Genomic DNA, 17,681 nt, shown 5'->3' with positions numbered 1-17,681 from the left:
GGGTGAAGCAGGGACGGTCAGCGCTGCCGGGCCAGGCGCGGGTCCAGCGCATCGCGCAGGCCGTCGCCCAGCAGGTTGAGGCCCAGCACCGCCAGGGCGATGGCCGCGCCCGGCCACACGGCCAGCAGCGGCGCCTGGAACATCAGCGTCTGCGCCTCGCTGAGCATGCGGCCCCACGAGGGCTGCGGCGGCTGCGTGCCCAGGCCCAGGTACGAGAGCGCTGCCTCGGCCAGGATGGCCAGCGCGAAGTGGATGGTGGCCTGCACGATCAGCACCGGCAGGATGTTGGGCAGCACATGCTCGCGCGTGATGCGCCAGCGGCCCTTGCCGCAGGCCCGCGCCGCGAGCACGAAGTCGCGTGACCACACGGCGTTGGCCGATGCCCGCGTGACCCGCGCGAAGGTCGGGATGTAGAAGAGTCCGATGGCGATGATGGCGTTGACCATGCCCGCGCCGAACACCGCCGCCAGCATGATGGCCGAGAGCAGGGCGGGGAAGGCGAAGGTGAAGTCCGCCAGCCGCATCACCACTTCTTCGACCCAGCCGCGCCGCGCCGCCGCCAGCAGGCCCAGCGCCACGCCGATGCCCGCGCCGATGCCCACCGCCACCAGGCCCACCAGCAGCGAGCTGCGCGCGCCCACCAGCAGCAGCGAGGCCACGTCGCGCCCGAAGGCGTCGGTGCCCAGCCAGTGCTGCGCGCTGGGTGGCTGCAGCTTGGCGGCCAGGTCCATGGCGTAGGGCGAGGCGGGCGTCCAGAAGAGCGACAGCAGGGCGGCTGCGGCCAGCAGGGCCGTGAGCGCGGCGCCGAGCGCGAAGCTGGGGTGGCGCAGCACGCGCCAGCGCGGGTGCGGCCCGCTCATGCCGCGCCCGCCTTCACGCGCGGGTCGATCACGGCGTAGAGCAGATCGACCACGGCATTCACCACTACCACCATGGCCGCCAGCAGCATCACGCAGTTGCGCACCACGATCAGGTCGCGGTTGGCGATCGACTGGAAGATGAGCCGGCCCAGGCCGGGCAGGTAGAACACGTTCTCCACCACGATGGTGCCGGCCAGCAGGTTGGCGAACTGCAGGCCCATCACGGTGACAACCGGAATCATCGCGTTGCGCAGCACGTGGCCCCAGAGCGCGGCGCGGCGCGAAAGGCCCTTGGCGCGCGCGGTGCGCACGAAGTCCTCGCGCAGCACGTCGAGCACGGCCGAGCGCGTGATGCGCGCCAGGATGGCCGCCTGCACCACCGCCAGCGCGATGGCCGGCAGCAGCAGCGCCTGCAGCGCGGGCAGCACGCCGCCACCGGCGTCTTCCGTCCAGCCCGGAAAGCCGCCGGCCGAGAACCACTGCAGCTTCACCGAAAAGAGCAGGATCAGCAGGATGGCGAACCAGAAATTGGGAATGGCGATGCCCAGCTGCGCCAGGCCCATCACGCCCACGTCGCCCCAGCGGTTGTGGCGCGACGCGGCATAGACGCCTGCCGCCACGGCCAGCACGGTGGCGATGGCCATCGCCATCACGGCCAGCGGCACGGTCAGCGCCAGCCGCTCCCAGACCAGTTCGGCCACCGGCGTGCCGTAGGCGTAGCTCGTACCCAGGTCGCCGGAGAGCATGCCTGCCACCCAGTGCAGGTAGCGCTGCAAGGCGGGCTGGTCCAGCCCCAGCTGGGTCGTGAGCGCCGCCACCGCCTCGGGCGCCGCATCGGGGCCCAGCAGCACCTGGGCCGCGTTGCCGGGCAGGATCTCCAGCACCAGGAACACGAGGGCGGACGCGCCGGCCAGCGTGGCGGCCAGGGTCAGCAGGCGGCGAAGAACGAACAGGCCCATGCGGATGGCGAAGGGATGGGGTGAACGGGGGCAGGTGGGGCTTGCGGTGGGGTGGGCGGAGCATAGCGGCAAACCATCGGCCCGATCGCCGGCCGGTACGCCGTGCGGGCATGGTCGTGCCGCGGCCAGGGGCATGCGGGCGGGGCGGATAATCGGGGCATGTCCTTCGCCAGCCGATTCCACCGTCTTCCTGCCGCTGCGCGGCTCCTCTGTGGGAGCACGCCATGGCATTGATGATCACGGCCGAGTGCATCAACTGCGACGTCTGCGAGCCCGAGTGCCCGAACGGCGCCATTTCCATGGGCGAGGAGATCTACGAGATCGAGCCGTCCAAATGCACCGAGTGCGTGGGGCACTTCGACGAGCCCCAGTGCGTGCAGATCTGCCCGGTGGCCTGCATTCCCGTCGATCCGAACCACACCGAAAGCCGCGAGACGCTGTGGCAGAAGTTCCAGCGCCTGCAGGCGGCTGCCAGCGCCTGAGCGATCTTTTTCGCCTCAGCCCTTATAGATCAAGCGCCTTTAGCTATTGAAAACGTAGCAAGCCTGGGCGCGAGGCGCCTCAGGCCGCATCCGCCGGGCCAGCCGGTGCTCCTTCCGCTGGCTTGCCGGTGGCGGGAGTCGCCGCAGCAGCCGGGCGCGGCGGCTTCGGCCGGGGCGGCTTGGTGGTGTGGACCTGCAGCGTGGCTTTCTCCATGTCGCCCGCGAGCATGGCCGGATAGGCCTTGAGCGAGTGCACGATGCTGTCCTCGATCAGATTGCGGTGCTCGGGCGAGGGCTTCTTAAGCACCCAGTTCACCACCTCGGCCTTCACGCCCGGGTGGCCCACGCCGATGCGCAGGCGCCAGTAGTCGGCGGAACCCAGCTGGGCGTGGATGTCGCGCAGGCCGTTGTGGCCGGCGTGGCTGCCGCCGCGCTTGAGCTTGACCTGGCCCGGGACGATGTCGAGCTCGTCGTGCGCGACCAAGATCTCCTCGGGCTGGATCTTGAAGAAGCGCGCCAGCGCCGCCACCGACTTGCCCGACACGTTCATGAAGGTCTGCGGCTCCAGCAGCCAGACGCTCTGGCCCTGCACGTTCACCCGCGCGACCAGGCCGTAATAGCTGCGATCGGGCACCAGCGTGGCCTTCAATTCGCGCGCCAGCGCGTCGATCCACCAGAAGCCGGCGTTGTGGCGGGTGGCTTCGTACTCGGGGCCGGGATTGCCCAGGCCGACAAACAGTTTGATCATGATCTGCGGGATTATCCGTGCGCACCAAGAGAAACGGCCCACGCGAAGGTGGGCCGTTCGGGGCAGGCCAGCCCGGAGGCGGCCTGCGAAGGGGCCGGGGCGGAGGGCCGCCCAGGCTTGCCTTGTCGCGAGTGCGATGGATTACTTCTTCTTGCCCTTGCCCTTGGCGGCGTCGGCAGCGGGAGCTGCATCGGCTGCCGGAGCTTCTTCTTCCACCACGGGGTTGGTCACGGACACCAGAACGGGGTTGTTCTGGCCGCCGCGGATCACGGGACGCAGGCCGCGGGGCAGCTTGATGTCCTTCAGGTGCAGGGAGGCACCCTTCTTCAGCGTGCTCAGGTCCACGGCGATGAACTCGGGCAGCTCGGAAGGCATGCAGGTCACGTCGAGTTCGTTCACGACGGGGTTGACCAGGCACTTGTCCACCTTCACGGCGTCGGACTCTTCGGAGCCGCTGTAGTGCAGGGGCACCTTCACGTGCAGGCGGGTCTTGGCATCGACGCGTTGGAAGTCGATGTGCAGGATCATCTGCTTGTAGGGGTGGTATTGCACGTCACGCAGCAGAACCTTGCTGGTGGTGCCGGCAACTTCCATGTCCAGCACGCTGGAGTGGAACGCTTCCTTCTTCAGGGCGTGCCACAGGGCGTTGTGATCGATCTCGATCAGTTGGGGTTCGGCGGCACCGCCATAGACGATACCGGGCGTGCGGCCCGTGTTGCGCAGACGGCGGCTCGCACCCGTACCTTGCTTGGCGCGCTCAAAAGCGACGAAGTTCATAGTTAGCTCCTGATGGGCCGGCCGCGACCAGCCTGGCCCTGTTGAAAAAGACCGCAGCACCTTCGTGGTGCCGCAGCCTGCTGTGTTCCCGAACGCACAAGCCTCCCGAAGGAGGCTTGGCTTGTTGCTGGCCACCCCGGCAGGGTGGCTGTGCATCAGAGGAGACTTCTCAGTCCGAGAACAGACTCATCACCGACTCGCCCTTGGCGATGCGCTGGATCGTTTCGGCGATCAGCGGTGCCACGGACAGTTGGCGAATCTTGGCGCATCCTTTGGCGTTGTCGCTCAGAGGAATGGTGTTGGTCACGACCACTTCGTCGAGTGCGCCGCCCTTGGCGATGCGCTCGATGGCGGGACCGGAGAAAATGGGATGCGTGCAGTAGGCGTACACCTTCTTGGCGCCGCGCTCCTTGAGCACTTCGGCGGCCTTCACCAGCGTGCCGGCGGTGTCGATCATGTCGTCCATGATCACGCAGTTGCGGCCTTCGATCTCGCCGATCACGTGCATGACTTCAGACACGTTGGCCTTGGGGCGGCGCTTGTCGATGATGGCCAGGTCGCAATTGAGCTGCTTGGCCAGCGCACGGGCACGCACCACGCCGCCGACGTCAGGCGAGACCACGATCAGGTCTTCGTACTGCTTCTGGCGCAGGTCGCCCAGCAGGACGGGCGAGGCGTAGATGTTGTCCACCGGGATGTCGAAGAAGCCCTGGATCTGGTCGGCGTGCAGGTCCATGGTCAGCACGCGGGCCACGCCCACGGCTTGCAGCATGTTCGCCACCACCTTGGCCGAGATCGGCACGCGGCTGGAGCGCGGGCGGCGGTCCTGGCGGGCGTAGCCGAAATAGGGGATCACGGCGCTGATGCGTTCGGCCGAAGCGCGCTTGAGCGCATCGACCATGATCAGCAGTTCCATCAGGTTTTCGTTGGTCGGCGCGCAAGTGGACTGCACGACGAACACGTCGCGGGCACGCACGTTCTGCTTGATCTCGACGGTGACTTCGCCGTCGGAGAACCGACCCACATCGACAGCGCCCAGCGTGGTGCCGAGGTGCTTGGCGATCTCTGCCGCCATGCCCGGGTTGGCATTGCCCGTGAAAACCATGAAATCAGGTTGATTGGCTTGCATGAGCGACCCAGCTGGCTAGAGGAAAACGTCGGTGTGAGATAAGAATTTGGCAGGGGAAGAAGGATTCGAACCTTCGCATGCCGGAATCAAAATCCGGTGCCTTAACCAACTTGGCGACTCCCCTACACAGGTCGATTGCCGCGGGCAATCAACCGAAACTGTCATCTGCTGACCACCCTTCGAGAGGATGGATCGTCAGATTTTCACATGCTCTGACTTGCCAGGTGCTGGGCGCATCCTTCAAATCGATCGCATGTTGCATCGCTGCAAACACTGCACTTCCAGAGCCCGTCATTCTAGCCTGTAGCCCTTGCGAATTCAGCCACTGAAGGGCTTTTTCGATCTCGGGGCACAGCGCCTGAGCGACTGGCTGCAAGTCGTTTCTGCCAAATTGGTAGTGTGCTGCAGCAAAGCCTTGAATTGTAGCACATGCAGAATCGCGTTTGAGGAAAGGACTTGAAAAAATCGATTTCGTATCCAACCCGGCTTCTGGCTTGACCACCGCGAAGCGGCTTCGCGGCAATTCGTGCATCAATTCGAGAGGCCGAATTATGTCACCAATTCCTTCCACCCAAGCGTTCCTGCCGCGTAAAAAAAATGGAACGTCGGCGCCCAGGCGCAGGCCGATGGCTTCGAGCTGGTGGCGCGGCAGGTTCAGCTTCCAGAGCCGGTTGAGCGCCAGCAGGGCCGTGGCCGCATCCGATGAGCCGCCGCCCATGCCGGCCTGCGCGGGAATGCGCTTGTGCACGCCGATGTGCGCGCCCAGGCTGCAGCCCGTGGCCGCCTGCAGGGCCTGGGCGGCACGCAGCGTGAGATCGTCGGGCGGCAGCGCCACCGACAGGTCCTCGCGGGTGATCCGGCCGTCGGCGCGCAGGTCGAAATGCAGCGTGTCGCACCAGTCGATCAGCATGAACACCGACTGCAGCAGGTGGTAGCCGTCGGCCCGCCGGCCGGTGATGTGGAGAAAGAGGTTGAGCTTGGCCGGAGCCGGCACGTCGTACAGCGATTGCATTCGTGGTTCTTCAGCGGCTCAGGATCACGCGCAGCGTGGCTTGCGGCATGGGCGAGAAGCGCTGCGCCACCAGCCTGCCGTGCTCCTGCAGGGCGCTCAGGTCCACCTGCCAGCCCGGCGTCTGCACGGCATCGCCGCGCAGCCAGCTGAAGAGCGCCGACACGGGCAGGGCGCTGCCGGTGAGCGTTTTCACCAGCTGTGCGAGCGAGTCGGATTCCGTGCGCTTCTGCCCGTCCATCAGCACGGCATGGCCGGGGGACCATTCGAGCCGGGCCATGACGTTGCCCAGCGGGTTGAGGATGGTGAGCTGCCCCCGCTCCGGCCGGCCCGTCAGTTCGAACCCGGCGTTGAAGGATTGGGCGGAGGGGTCATCGACCAGCAGCGACAGCCGGCCGCTCCAGGCGCCGTTGGCCGGATCGGTGCTGGGCGCAGGGGCGGGGGGCTGGGCGCAGGCGGCCAGGAGGCCGCACAGCGCCAGCGAGGCCAGCAGGCCCCGGCGGCGGCTGAGCAGGCTCACAGGCTCACTCCCAGGCGCTTGAGCGTGTCCTTGAGCGTGCCGTTGTCGGGGTTGAGCTGCTGGCCCTGGCGCCACACGGCCTTGGCCTGGTCCTGCTGGCCCATGCTCCAGAGCACTTCGCCCAGGTGGGCGCCGATCTCGGCATCGGGCTGGGCCTTGAAGGCCTCCTGCAGCAGGCGCGCGGCTTCCTCGCGGTGGCCGAGCTTGAATTCCACCCAGCCCAGGCTGTCGGTGATGAACGGGTCGCCGGGGGCCAGCTGCAGCGCCTTGGCGATCAGCTCCCGGGCCTCCTGCAGCTTCACGCCGCGTTCGGCGAAGGAATAGCCCAGCGCGTTGTAGGCATGCTGGTAGCCGGGCTGGCGCGCGATGATGGCGCGCAGCTGTCGCTCCATCACATCGAGCTTGCCCAGGCGCTCGGCCAGCATGGCCTGTTCGTAGGCCAGGTCGATGTCGTCGGGGTAGCGGGCCACGGCCTGGCTCTGCACTTCGTAGGCGGCGTCGTATTGCTGCACTTCGCGCAGCAGCTGCACCTCGGCCAGCAGCTTCTGCTTTTCCTCGTCCGCCGTCTTGGCCGGCAGGGCGCGCAGGATGGCCCGCGCTTCCGTGATCTTGCCCTGCCTGGCCAGCAGGGATGCGCGGCGGCTTTGCGCGCTGATGAGGGCGGCGGGGTTGTCGATGCGGTTCAGCCAGGCGTCGGCCTGGGCGAAGTCGCCGCGCTTTTCGGCCACCTGCGAGAGCAGCAGGTAGGCCTGGGTCTGCGCGTTGGCGCGCGTCTCGCTGGGCGGCAGCGGCTCCAGCAGGGCCAGGAACTTCTGCAGCGATGCCTCGGCCTGGGGCAGGCGGTTGGCCTGCAGGTTCAGGGATGCATCCACCAGCCAGGCTTCGGCCATGTCGGGCCGCTCGCGGGTGACGGCTTCCAGCTGCGTCTGGGCTTCCGCGAACCGCTGCGATTCGAGCAGGACGCGGGCGTAGGTCATGCGGATCTCGGGGATCGGCGTGCCGGCGAAGTAAGGCTTGAGCAGGGCCTCGGCGTCCTTCACGCCGGATTCCGTGAGCAGCAGCGCGAGGAGCGCCGCGCCGTCGTTGGTGGGCTCCAGCTCGCTGGCGCGCCGGGCGGCTTCGAGCGCGCCCGCCTTGTCGCCGGAGGCCAGCCGCATGCGCCCGATGGTGATCCAGGCGCTCGGTGCCACGGCCGGGTTGGTGAGTTCGTTGGCCAGGGCCTTCTCGACCACGGCCGTCGCCTGAGCCTTGTCGGAAGCGCGGCCGTAGAGCTGGGGCAGGGCCTGGATGGTGGCGATGCGCGTGCGCGGCGTGGAGGCGGCCAGTTCCTGCTGCAGCAGATCGGGGGTCTCGTCGATGCGGTTGAGGGCGATGAGGATCTGCAGCAGGAAGCGGTTGGCGTCCCGCGACTGCGGCAGCGCCTCCTTCCAGGCCTGGGCCGCGATCAGCGCGGACTGGCCCGAGCGTGCCTGCAGGGCGATCTCGGTGGCGCGGCGGTAGAGCTGGCCGTCGCGGCTGCGGCGGGCGGCTTCCAGCATCAGCGCGTAGGCCGTGCCGGGGTCGCCGCTGCTGGCGGTCATCTCGCTGACCAGGATTTCGTAGAACAGCTCGGCGTTGAGGGCCGCCGCTTCGTCGTCCGAAGACTGGGCGGCTTGCGCTGTGGCGGCCTTGGGCAGCGTGGGGGAGGCCTGTGAGGGCTTGGGTTGCTGCGTGGCGGCCATGGCGGAACCTGTGGCCAGAAGGCAGGCCAGCGCAATGGCCCTGGAGCGACGTGATTGCATCATCGACTCATAATAATCCATGCCTTTCCCACTTTCAGACGAGTCCCCAGATGCCTGAGTTGCCCGAAGTCGAGGTCACCCGGCGCAGCTTCGAAGGCCGCATCGCCGGCGCGCAGATCCGCTCCGTGGCGATGGGCAAACCCCTGCGCTGGCCGCTGGGCCGCGATCCCGCCAGCCTGGCGGGCCGGCAGGTCATGGGGGTGCGCCGGCGGGGCAAGTACCTGCTGGTCGATCTGGACGACGGCAGCCTGCTGCTGGTGCACCTGGGCATGTCGGGCAGCCTGCGCTTCGCGGGCGACCTGCCCGAGCCGGGCGTGCATGACCATTTCGAGATGGTCACCGATCGCGGCACGCTGCGGCTGCATGACCCGCGCCGCTTCGGCGCCGTGGTCTGGGCCGCGCACGAGGCCGACCCCGTAGCGCATAAGCTGCTGCAGAACCTGGGCCCCGAGCCGCTGGACGACGGCTTCACGTTCGAGGCCTTCCATGCGGGGCTGCGAGCCAGCCGGGTGCCCGTCAAGCTGCTGCTGCTCAGCGGCAAGATCGTCGTCGGCGTGGGCAACATCTATGCGTCCGAGGTGCTGTTCCTTGCCGGCATCCGCCCCACGGCGCGGGCCAGCAGCATCGGCCCGGTGCGGGCGCGCCGCCTGCATGCGGCGATCCGCGAAGTGCTGGCGCGCGCGGTGGAGCGGGGCGGCAGCACCTTGCGCGACTTCTCCAGCGCCGACGGCAATGCCGGCCACTTCCAGCTGGAAGCCAACGTCTATGGGCGCGAGCTGCAGCCCTGCCGGGTATGCGGAACGCCCATCAAGCTGCTGCGGCAGGGCCAGCGCAGCACCTTCTATTGCCCGCGCTGCCAGCGTGCCTGAGGCCGGCGCACGGGCGGCCCGTGCCATGGCGCGATGCTATATTTTGAAATCTCTGCGGCCCGCTCGGGCTGGTTGACGCACGCCATCCTGGGAGCACCGTGGGCCCTTCTTTCAACGAACAGTTCGACCAGCACGGTGCCTGGAGGCGCGCGTTCGCGCAGCAGCTGCGCCAGCTGGCCGAGTGGATGGGCTCGTGCGAGCTGATGGACGCCGCCGTGCAGGAGCGCCTGCACCGGCTGGAAGAGCAGGTGCGCAGCGACAAGGTCATGGTGGCCTTCGTGGCGGAGTTCTCGCGCGGCAAGTCCGAGCTCATCAACGCCATCTTCTTCGCGTCCTACGGGCGGCGCATCATGCCGGCCAGCGCGGGCCGCACCACCATGTGCCCGACCGAGCTGGCCTACGACCCGGCCACCCCGCCCAGCCTGCGCCTTCTGCCCATCGAAACCCGCCAGGCTCCGCAGAGCCTCGCCGACTGGCGCCTGCGGGCCGAGCAGTGGGTGCAGATCGAGCTGGATGTGGACAACGCCGACCAGCTGGCCCATGCCTTCGAGAAGGTTTCCGAAGTGCGCCGCGTGCCGGTCGAAGAGGCCCGCGCCCTGGGCTTCTGGCGCGATGAGCCGCAGGAGGGCGATGCCGCCGCTGCCGCTACTGCCGCCAGCGGCAACCCCGTGCCCGATGAAGCCGGCCTGGTCGAGGTGCCGCGCTGGCGGCATGCGCTCATCAACATCCCCCATCCGCTGCTCAAGCAGGGGCTGGTGATCCTGGACACGCCCGGGCTCAACGCCGTGGGCGCCGAGCCGGAGCTCACCATCAACCTCATTCCGCAGGCTCATGCCGTGCTGTTCATGCTGGGGGCCGACACGGGCGTGACCCAGTCCGACCTCGCCATCTGGCGCGAGCATCTGGCGCCTGCCGGCCAGGCCGCCGACGCGCGGCTGGTGGTGCTCAACAAGATCGACACCCTGTGGGACACGATCAACACCCCCGCCCAGGTGCAGGCGCAGCTGGACCGCCAGTGCCGCAGCGCCGCCGAGATGCTGGGCATGCCCCTCGCGCAGGTGCTGCCGGTGTCGGCGCAGAAGGGGCTGCTGGCCAAGATGCGGCACGAACATGGCCTGCTCGCGATGAGCGGCCTGCCGCAGCTCGAAGAGGCGCTGGCCCAGGGCATCATGGGCCGCCGCCAGGCCATCCTGCGGGCGACGGTAGCTACGGGCGTGGCCCAGTTGCGCGCCGAAGCCGAGCGCACCATCCACATCCGCCGGCGCGATCTGGACGAGCAGATGCTGGAGCTGCGCAGCCTGCGCGGCAAGAACGCCCAGGTGATCGACAACATGCGCGGCCGCATCGAGCAGGAGCAGCGCGAGTTCGACGCCAGCGCCGCCCGCATCCAGGCCGTGCGCGCCGTGCATCTGCGCCTGCTGCGCGACATCTTCCAGCAGCTGGGCGCGCGTTCGCTGAAGACGGAAATGTCCGCGCTGGAAGAGGCCCTGCAGGCGCGCGGCCTCAAGCTGGGCGCACGCAAGATCTACATCGACACCTTCAGCCGCCTGCGCAAGCTGCTGGGCAGCGCCCAGGGCTCCGCCAGCGAGATCCACGCCATGCTGGGCGGCACCTTCCGCCAGCTCAATGCCGAATACGGCTTCTCGCTACAGGCGCCCACGCCGCCCTCGCTCGCGCCCCTGGTGCAGGAGCTCCAGCAGATCGAGGACCGCCACCTGCAATACCTGGGCGTGGGCAACACCTTGCGGCTGGTGCAGCCGGAATTCACGCAGCGCCTGGTGCGGGCGCTGGGCACGCGGCTGCGGGCCGTTTTCGAGGCTGCAGCCAACGAGCTGGAGCTGTGGAGCAAGTCGGCCACGGCCCAGCTCGATGCCCAGCTGCGCGAGCGCAAGCGCAGCTTCGCGCGGCGCATCGAGGCGGTGGACCGCATCCGCCATGCCGCCAGCGGGCTGGTCGAGCGCATCGCCGAGATCGAGCTGGCCGAACAGCGGCTCACCGAGATGCATGCCCGGCTGCAGAGCCTGACGCAGCAGCTGCTGGACCTGCCCCGGCCCGAGGCGGGTGCCAGCGCCACTCCCACAGAAACCCTTCCCGCATGAGCGTTCAGAACGAAGACATCGCCACCCTGGTCGTCCGGTGGCAGGCCAGCCATGGCCGCAACCATCTGCCCTGGCAGAACACGAGAGATCCCTACCGCGTCTGGCTGTCCGAGGTGATGCTGCAGCAGACCCAGGTCGCCACCGTGCTCGATTACTACGCACGCTTCCTGGCGCGCTTTCCCGATGTGCGGGCGCTGGCCGAGGCCCCGCAGGACGACGTGCTCGCGCTCTGGGCGGGCCTGGGCTACTACAGCCGGGCGCGCAACCTGCACGCCTGCGCCAGGCAGGTGATGGAGCGGCACGGCGGCGCCTTTCCGCGCACGGTGGAAGAGCTCTCCGCGCTGCCGGGCATCGGTCGCTCCACGGCGGGCGCGATCGCATCGTTCTGCTTCGGCGTGCGGGCGCCCATCCTGGATGCCAACGTGCGGCGCGTGCTCACGCGCGTGCTGGGCTTCGATGCCGACCTGGCCGTGGCGAAGAACGAGCGCCAGCTCTGGGCGCAGGCCGAGGCGCTGCTGCCCACGCAGGACCTGGCCACCAGCATGCCGCGCTACACGCAGGGCCTGATGGACCTGGGCGCCAGCATCTGCTCGCCGCGCAAGCCGGCCTGCATCGTCTGCCCATTGAACGCGGCCTGCGTGGCGCGCGCCGAAGGCAACCCCGAGGACTACCCGGTGCGTACCCGCAAGCTGAACCGCAGCTCCCAGGCCTGGTGGCTGCTGCTGCTGCGCGATGCGGGCGGCCGGCTCTGGCTGGAGCGGCGCCCGCAGGCGGGCATCTGGGCGGGGCTCTACTGCCCGCCGGCATTCGAGGACCGTGCGGCGCTCTCCGGCGCCGTGGGCGCAGGTGACGGCGATGACGGCGCCCTGCACGACCTGCCCGCATCGCTGCATGTGCTCACGCACCGCGACCTGCATCTGCACCCGGTGCTGGTGGCGCAGGAGGAGGTGAGCGGCCGGATGGCGGGCGAGGGTGAGGGCTCGGGCAGCGGCTGGTTCGACCGCGCGCAGTGGCAGGCGCTGGGCCTGCCTGCGCCCATCCGCAAGATGCTGGAGGCCTTGCCGCTGGCTTGATGGCCGTGTCGCCCTGGCGCGCGGTCAGTGGGGCGGATGTCAGGTCTGGAGCGCGGGGGCAGGTCTGCGCCATCCGCCATCCGATTCATGGCGAAATATGCCTGGAGCCCTTGCTCTCTATGCGCTATCAGCTATGGTTTTGATAGCTTTTGTGTAGGCTGGCGCTCAGCGCCCGTCCAGCTCGCGATGCCGGCGCAGCGTCGTCCAGTCCTGGCTGAACTGCCGGGCCAGCGTCTCCACCAGATAGACCGAGCGGTGCTGCCCGCCCGTACAGCCCACGGCCACCGTCACGTAGCTGCGGTGGTTCTGCGCCAGCGCCGGCAGCCAGTGCTGCAGGAAGCCGCCGATGTGCGTGCGCATGGCCTCCACCTCGGGCTGCTGCTGCAGATAGTCGATCACGGGCTGGTCCTTGCCCGTCAGATCGCGCAGCGGGGGCTCGTAGTGCGGGTTGGGCAGCATGCGCACGTCGAAGACGTAGTCGGCATCCACCGGCACGCCGCGCTTGAAGGCGAACGACTGGAACACCAGGGTCAGCTGCCCCGGCGGCGTGCTCATCAGGCTCTTGACGTAGCTTTGCAGCTGCGAGGCGCGTATGGCGCTGGTGTCGATGACGTGCGAGTGCTCGCGCAGCTCGGCCAGCAGCTCGCGCTCCAGCTCGATGGTCTGCACCAGCCCGCGCTGGCCTTCGTGCAGGTCGTCCTTCGACAGCGGGTGGCGGCGGCGCGTTTCGGAAAAGCGCCGCACCAGGGTGTCGGTCGTGGAGTCGAGGAACAGCGCCTGCACCCGCGTGCCTTGCACGCGCAGGCGATCGAGCTGCTCGGGCACCTGGGGCAGGGCGGTCATGCTGCGCACGTCCATGGCGATGGCCAGGCGGTGGCCGTGGTGCGCATGCTCCAGCGCGACGAAGGCGGCCAGCAGTTCGGGGGGCAGGTTGTCCACGCAGTAGTAGCCTGCGTCTTCCAGCGCATGCAGCGCGACGGACTTGCCGGAGCCGGACATGCCGGTGATGAAAACGATGTCGAGTGCCATGGTGCGTCCGTCAATGCCTTGCTGCGGGGGGCTGCTGCGCGCCGTCCAGCATTTCACGCGCGTGCGCCAGCGTGGTGGCCGACAGGCGCTCGCCGCCCAGCATACGCGCCAACTCCTTCACGCGGGCGTCTTCGGCTGCCGGCTGGACGGAGCTGGTGGTGTTGCCCGCGCGCTTGTGCTTGGCCACCACCAGATGATGATCGGCGCAGGCGGCCACCTGCGGCAGATGGGTCACGGCCAGCACCTGCCGGTCGCGGCCGAGCTGCTGCATCAGCCGGCCCACCGTCTCGGCCACGGCGCCGCCCACGCCGGAATCCACCTCGTCGAAGATCAGCGTCGGCGCCTCGCCCAGTTCGCTGGTGGTGACTGAAATGGCCAGCGAGATGCGCGAAAGCTCGCCGCCCGAGGCCACCTTGCCGATGGGCTTGGGCGTCATGCCCGGGTGGCTGCTGACCAGGAAGCTGATGGCGTCGGTGCCGTGCGGGCCGGGTTCGGGCGCGGGCTCCACCGCCACCTCGAAGCGGCCGCCCGTCATGCCCAGGCCCTGCATGGCTTGGGTGATGGCCTGCGCCAGCTTGGGCGCGGCCTTGGCGCGGCGCTGCGACAGCGTGCGGGCCGCCTTGGCATAGGCGCCGGCGGCGGCCTGCTCGGCCGCTTCCAGCGCGGCCAGGTCGGCGGCGTCGTCGAGCCGCTTCAGATCGTCCGTCCAGCCCTGCAGCAGGGCGGGCAGCTCGGCCGGCGTGCGCTTGTAGCGCCGCGCGAGCGACATCCATTGCGACAGGCGCGCATCGAGTTCCTGCAGGCGATCGGGGTCCAGTTCGGTATGGCGCAGGTAGCTCTGCAGCGAATGCGCCACGTCGCTGGCCTGCGCCAGGCACGAGGTGAGCACCTCGTTCATCGACCGGAACGCCTCGTCCATCTGCTCATAGTCCTGCAGCAGATGCTGGGCCTGTGACAGCCGCGAGAGCGCGCCGCTATCCTCTTCTTCCAGCGCCGACAGGGCGCCCTGTGCGCTGTCCAGCAGGGCCTGCGCGTTCGACAGGCGCGTGTGCTGCGCGTTCAGCTCATCCCATTCGTCGTGGCCCGGGGCCAGCTTGCCCACTTCGCCGATCTGCCACTGCAGGCGCTCGCGCTCCTGCTGCAGCGTGTCCTGCGCGCTGCGGGCCTGGGCGAGGGCCTTGCGCGCATCCCGCCAGGTGGCCCAGAGCGCAGCGAGCGGCCCAGGCTGGGCGCCCGCGTAGGCATCGAGCAGGCCGCGCACGGCGTCCTGCCGGGTCAGGCTCTGCCAGGCGTGCTGGCCGTGGATGTCCAGCAGATGCCCGCCCGCGGCCCGCATCTGCGTGGCGGTGACGGGCACGCCGTTGATCCAGGCCCGGCTGCGGCCCTGCAGGTCGATGGTGCGGCGCAGCAGCAGGCTGTCGTCGCCCGGAATGCCGGCCTCGTCGAGCCAGGGCTCCAGCGTGGCCGGGGCATCGAATTCGGCGGCCATGTCGGTGCGCTCCGCGCCTTCGCGGATCACGCCGGTGTCGGCACGGCCGCCCAGCAGCAGCTGCAGCGCATCGATCAGGATGGACTTGCCGGCGCCGGTCTCGCCGGTCAGCACCGTGAAGCCGGTCTGCAGGTCCAGTTCCAGGCTTTCGACGATGACGAAATCGCGCAGCGCGATCCGCTTGAGTGCCATGCTCAGGAGCCCCCTTCGTTCCAGCGCAGCTTCTTACGCAGGGTCGCAAAGTAATTCCATCCGCGGGGATGCAGGAAGCGCACGCGGTGCTGCGACCGGCGCACCAGGATGCGGTCGCCGTGCAGCAGCGAGGCGAGCGACTGCATGTCGAAGTTGGCGCTGATATCGCGGCCGCCCACGACTTCCACCGCCACCTCGGTCGTATCGGACAGAACGATCGGCCGGTTGGACAGCGTATGCGGCGCGATGGGCACCAGCACCCAGCCCGGAATGGAGGGGTGCAGCATCGGCCCGCCGGCCGACAGCGAATACGCCGTGGAGCCGGTGGGCGAGGCGATGATGAGCCCGTCCGCGCGCTGGTTGGCAACAAAGTGCCCGTCCACCTCCACGCGCAGCTCCACCATGCCCGAGGTCGAGCCGCGGTTGACCACCACGTCGTTCAGAGCCAGGGCCTCGAACACGCATTCGCCACCGCGCATCACGCGGGCATGCATCAGCGGGCGCGTGTCTTCTTCGTAATCGCCCTCCAGCATCGGGGTGAGCGTCGCCTCGAAGCCTTCGAGCGGAATATCGGTGATGAAGCCCAGCCGGCCCTGGTTGATGCCGATCAGCGGCGTGCCGTAGCTGGCCAGCCTGCGGCCCACGCCCAGCATGGTGCCGTCGCCGCCCACCACCAGGCCCAGGTCGCACTGGCGGCCGATCCCGTCCACATCCAGCACCGTATAGCCCTCGAGCCCCGTGTTCGCGGCGGTCTCCGCCTCCAGCAGCACTTCGCAGTCCCGGTCCCACAGGAACCGGGCGATGCGCTCCAACACCTGCAGGGAGTCGTTGGATGCCGCCGCTGCACTGGGGCTCTGGTACTTGCCGATGAGCGCCACGCGCCGGAAAGAAGACTTCATGCAGAAATTACATCATTAAAATGAGTCAATGCTCGATGATCGTGCCAAGTTGTTGCTGAAAGCGCTGGTGGAGCGGTACATCGCCGACGGCCAACCCGTGGGCTCGCGCACCTTGTCGCGGGCTTCGGGGCTGGAACTGTCTCCGGCGACGATCCGCAACGTCATGGCCGACCTGGAAGAGCTGGGGCTGATCGCCAGCCCGCACACCTCGGCCGGCCGCATCCCGACCGCCAAGGGCTACCGCCTCTTCGTGGACACCATGCTCACTGTGCAGCGCGGTCAGCTGATGGCGCCCGAACTGGTGCCCGAGCAGCCGCAGAAGGTCATCGCCAACGCGGCCAACCTGCTCTCCAGCCTGTCGCAGTTCGTCGGTGTGGTCATGGCGCCCCGGCGGGCATCGGTGTTCCGTCACATCGAATTCCTTCGGCTTTCCGAGCGGCGCTTCCTGGTCATCATCGTCTCGCCCGACGGCGACGTGCAGAACCGCGTCATCTTCACCGACGCCGACTATTCGCAGTCGCAGTTGGTGGAGGCCGCCAACTTCCTCAACGCCCACTACACCGGGCTCACGATGGAGCAGGTGCGCGAGCGGCTCAAGACCGAGGTCGATCAGCTGCGCGGCGAGATCGCCGAGCTGATGCAGGCGGCGGTCAATGCCGGGACCGAGGCGCTGACCGAATCGCAGGACGAGGTGGTCTTCTCCGGCGAGCGCAACCTGCTGGCCGTGAGCGATTTCTCCAGCGACATGGGCCACCTGCGCCGGGCCTTCGATCTCTTCGAACAGAAGACGCAGATCCTGCGGCTGCTGGACATCTCCAGCAAGGCCGAGGGCGTGCGCATCTTCATCGGCGGCGAAAGCCATGTCGTTCCGTTCGAGGAGCTGTCCGTCGTCAGCGCCCCCTACGAGGTGGACGGCCAGATCGTCGGCACGCTGGGCGTGATCGGCCCGACCCGCATGGCCTACGACAAGATGATCCAGATCGTGGACATCACGTCGCGCCTGGTGACGAACGCGCTCAGCCACCGTAAATAAGCGCGGAGTAAACACATACAATCCGTGCGTGTCTGGCCGACTGCGGTGCTGGCGCATGGGGCGTTAGCTCAGTTGGTTAGAGCAGGGGACTCATAATCCCTTGGTCGTCGGTTCAAGTCCGCCACGCCCTACCATTTCTTTCGGGCTCCATGCGAGCGGGCGCTGGAGCCGGGCCCATCGGATGCCTGCTGCGAAGCCTGCAGGCCATCGACCTTCCCATCTCCTTCATCCCCCGTATCTCCTCTGGTCGCACCTTGAGTCCTCCCTCCTTCGAGGGGGCGAAACTCCGGCCTCTGCGCCCGTTCCAAGCGTCCGGCGCAGCAGGATGTGCGTGGCTGACTGAATACAGGAAGGAGGGGCGGATGATGCTCCGTGCAGGTCTGTTCGCAGCGGGTGCGCTGTTCTCCACCATGGCTGCCGTCGCAGCGCCGCCGGCCGGCTACCAACTGGTCTGGCAGGACGATTTCAAGGCGCCGGCGCTCGATGCCCGCAAATGGCTGGCCTACGACAAGCTGCGCGACAGCGCCAGGCTGACGCCGGCCGCGATCGCCGTGGGCGGCGGCAATCTGCGCATCAGCACCTATACCGCCAACGGTGTGCATTACACCGGCTTCCTCACCACCAGCGGCCGCTACCAGCCGCGCTTCGGCTATTTCGAGGCCCGCATTCGCTTTAAGAACGTGTTTACGATCTCCCAGGGGTCGCGCAGCTACGTCGGCGGGATGGGATGCAA

Annotated in this window: 17 protein-coding genes and 2 tRNA genes; 7 read left to right on the top strand and 12 right to left on the bottom strand. The window is 68.4% G+C overall.

What is annotated here, in order from left to right; genetic code table 11:
- Positions 1-17: 17 nt before the first annotated feature.
- The gene (locus BM070_RS18475; RefSeq protein WP_092940814.1) at positions 18-860 is read right to left on the bottom strand and encodes an ABC transporter permease; all 843 of its coding nucleotides are present in this window, start codon (positions 858-860) and stop codon (positions 18-20) included.
- Positions 857-1,819 (bottom strand): ABC transporter permease, encoded by a 963-nt coding sequence (locus BM070_RS18470; protein ID WP_092940813.1) that lies wholly within the window; start codon positions 1,817-1,819, stop codon positions 857-859. Before BM070_RS18470 ends, BM070_RS18475 begins: the two co-directional genes overlap by 4 nt.
- A 224-nt stretch (positions 1,820-2,043) precedes the next feature.
- Here BM070_RS18470 and BM070_RS18465 point away from each other — a divergent pair, with 224 nt between their 5' ends.
- Complete coding sequence (locus tag BM070_RS18465; RefSeq protein WP_092940812.1) at positions 2,044-2,301, top strand: YfhL family 4Fe-4S dicluster ferredoxin; 258 nt, start codon at positions 2,044-2,046, stop codon at positions 2,299-2,301.
- A gap of 79 nt (positions 2,302-2,380) precedes the next feature.
- Here the strand turns inward: BM070_RS18465 and pth are convergent, their stop codons facing one another.
- The 7 genes from pth to BM070_RS18430 all read right to left on the bottom strand — a co-directional run bounded on the left by pth (position 2,381) and on the right by BM070_RS18430 (position 8,286).
- Positions 2,381-3,049: an aminoacyl-tRNA hydrolase gene (gene pth / locus BM070_RS18460; RefSeq protein ID WP_092940811.1), complete on the bottom strand. Its 669-nt coding sequence runs from the start codon at positions 3,047-3,049 to the stop codon at positions 2,381-2,383.
- Between the two features lie 141 nt (positions 3,050-3,190).
- Complete coding sequence (locus BM070_RS18455; protein WP_092940810.1) at positions 3,191-3,826, bottom strand: 50S ribosomal protein L25/general stress protein Ctc; 636 nt, start codon at positions 3,824-3,826, stop codon at positions 3,191-3,193.
- A gap of 169 nt (positions 3,827-3,995) precedes the next feature.
- Positions 3,996-4,955 carry a ribose-phosphate pyrophosphokinase gene (locus tag BM070_RS18450; RefSeq protein WP_092940809.1) on the bottom strand — a complete coding sequence of 320 codons (960 nt, stop codon included), beginning with the start codon at positions 4,953-4,955 and terminating at the stop codon, positions 3,996-3,998.
- Between the two features lie 47 nt (positions 4,956-5,002).
- Positions 5,003-5,079: transfer RNA gene (locus BM070_RS18445), tRNA-Gln, on the bottom strand.
- A 24-nt stretch (positions 5,080-5,103) separates the two neighbouring features.
- A complete protein-coding gene (gene ispE / locus BM070_RS18440) occupies positions 5,104-5,967 on the bottom strand; it encodes a 4-(cytidine 5'-diphospho)-2-C-methyl-D-erythritol kinase (protein WP_092940808.1) in 864 nt (287 codons plus the stop codon).
- Between the two features lie 10 nt (positions 5,968-5,977).
- The gene (locus tag BM070_RS18435; protein ID WP_245785293.1) at positions 5,978-6,484 is read right to left on the bottom strand and encodes a lipoprotein insertase outer membrane protein LolB; all 507 of its coding nucleotides are present in this window, start codon (positions 6,482-6,484) and stop codon (positions 5,978-5,980) included.
- Positions 6,481-8,286, bottom strand: coding sequence for a tetratricopeptide repeat protein (locus tag BM070_RS18430; protein ID WP_092940807.1), 1,806 nt, complete (start codon positions 8,284-8,286; stop codon positions 6,481-6,483). Before BM070_RS18430 ends, BM070_RS18435 begins: the two co-directional genes overlap by 4 nt.
- Positions 8,287-8,315: 29 nt before the next feature.
- Between BM070_RS18430 and mutM the strand changes: the two genes are divergently transcribed.
- The 3 genes from mutM to mutY all read left to right on the top strand — a co-directional run bounded on the left by mutM (position 8,316) and on the right by mutY (position 12,306).
- Positions 8,316-9,134, top strand: a complete 819-nt coding sequence (gene mutM / locus BM070_RS18425) for a bifunctional DNA-formamidopyrimidine glycosylase/DNA-(apurinic or apyrimidinic site) lyase (RefSeq protein WP_092940806.1) — start codon at positions 8,316-8,318, stop codon at positions 9,132-9,134.
- A gap of 98 nt (positions 9,135-9,232) precedes the next feature.
- Positions 9,233-11,233 carry a dynamin family protein gene (locus tag BM070_RS18420; RefSeq protein WP_092940805.1) on the top strand — a complete coding sequence of 667 codons (2,001 nt, stop codon included), beginning with the start codon at positions 9,233-9,235 and terminating at the stop codon, positions 11,231-11,233.
- Positions 11,230-12,306, top strand: a complete 1,077-nt coding sequence (gene mutY, locus BM070_RS18415) for an A/G-specific adenine glycosylase (RefSeq protein WP_092940804.1) — start codon at positions 11,230-11,232, stop codon at positions 12,304-12,306. Before BM070_RS18420 ends, mutY begins: the two co-directional genes overlap by 4 nt.
- 165 nt (positions 12,307-12,471) lie before the next feature.
- Here mutY and rapZ read toward each other — a convergent pair whose 3' ends face one another.
- From rapZ to BM070_RS18400, 3 genes are read right to left on the bottom strand one after another with little or no spacing between them, the layout of a single operon-like run.
- Positions 12,472-13,335, bottom strand: a complete 864-nt coding sequence (gene rapZ / locus BM070_RS18410; protein WP_092940803.1) for an RNase adapter RapZ — start codon at positions 13,333-13,335, stop codon at positions 12,472-12,474.
- Positions 13,336-13,345: 10 nt separating this feature from the next.
- Positions 13,346-15,016, bottom strand: coding sequence for a DNA repair protein RecN (gene recN, locus BM070_RS18405; RefSeq protein ID WP_092940802.1), 1,671 nt, complete (start codon positions 15,014-15,016; stop codon positions 13,346-13,348).
- Between the two features lie 2 nt (positions 15,017-15,018).
- Positions 15,019-15,915 (bottom strand): NAD kinase, encoded by an 897-nt coding sequence (locus BM070_RS18400; RefSeq protein WP_092940801.1) that lies wholly within the window; start codon positions 15,913-15,915, stop codon positions 15,019-15,021.
- Positions 15,916-15,943: 28 nt separating this feature from the next.
- On the opposite strand from BM070_RS18400, the gene hrcA reads away from it, so the two are divergent.
- The 3 genes from hrcA to BM070_RS18385 all read left to right on the top strand — a co-directional run.
- Positions 15,944-16,948, top strand: a complete 1,005-nt coding sequence (gene hrcA / locus BM070_RS18395) for a heat-inducible transcriptional repressor HrcA (RefSeq protein WP_092940800.1) — start codon at positions 15,944-15,946, stop codon at positions 16,946-16,948.
- A gap of 57 nt (positions 16,949-17,005) precedes the next feature.
- A tRNA-Ile gene (locus tag BM070_RS18390) sits at positions 17,006-17,082 on the top strand.
- Positions 17,083-17,310: 228 nt separating this feature from the next.
- A partial coding sequence (locus BM070_RS18385) for a glycoside hydrolase family 16 protein (RefSeq protein WP_217648956.1) occupies positions 17,311-17,681 on the top strand: 371 nt, incomplete at its 3' end.

Origin of the sequence: Paracidovorax wautersii (assembly GCF_900113035.1) — a bacterium.
In the GTDB taxonomy this organism is placed as follows: Bacteria; Pseudomonadota; Gammaproteobacteria; order Burkholderiales; family Burkholderiaceae_C; genus Paracidovorax; species Paracidovorax wautersii.
This window is presented reverse-complemented; position numbering and strand designations above follow the sequence as displayed.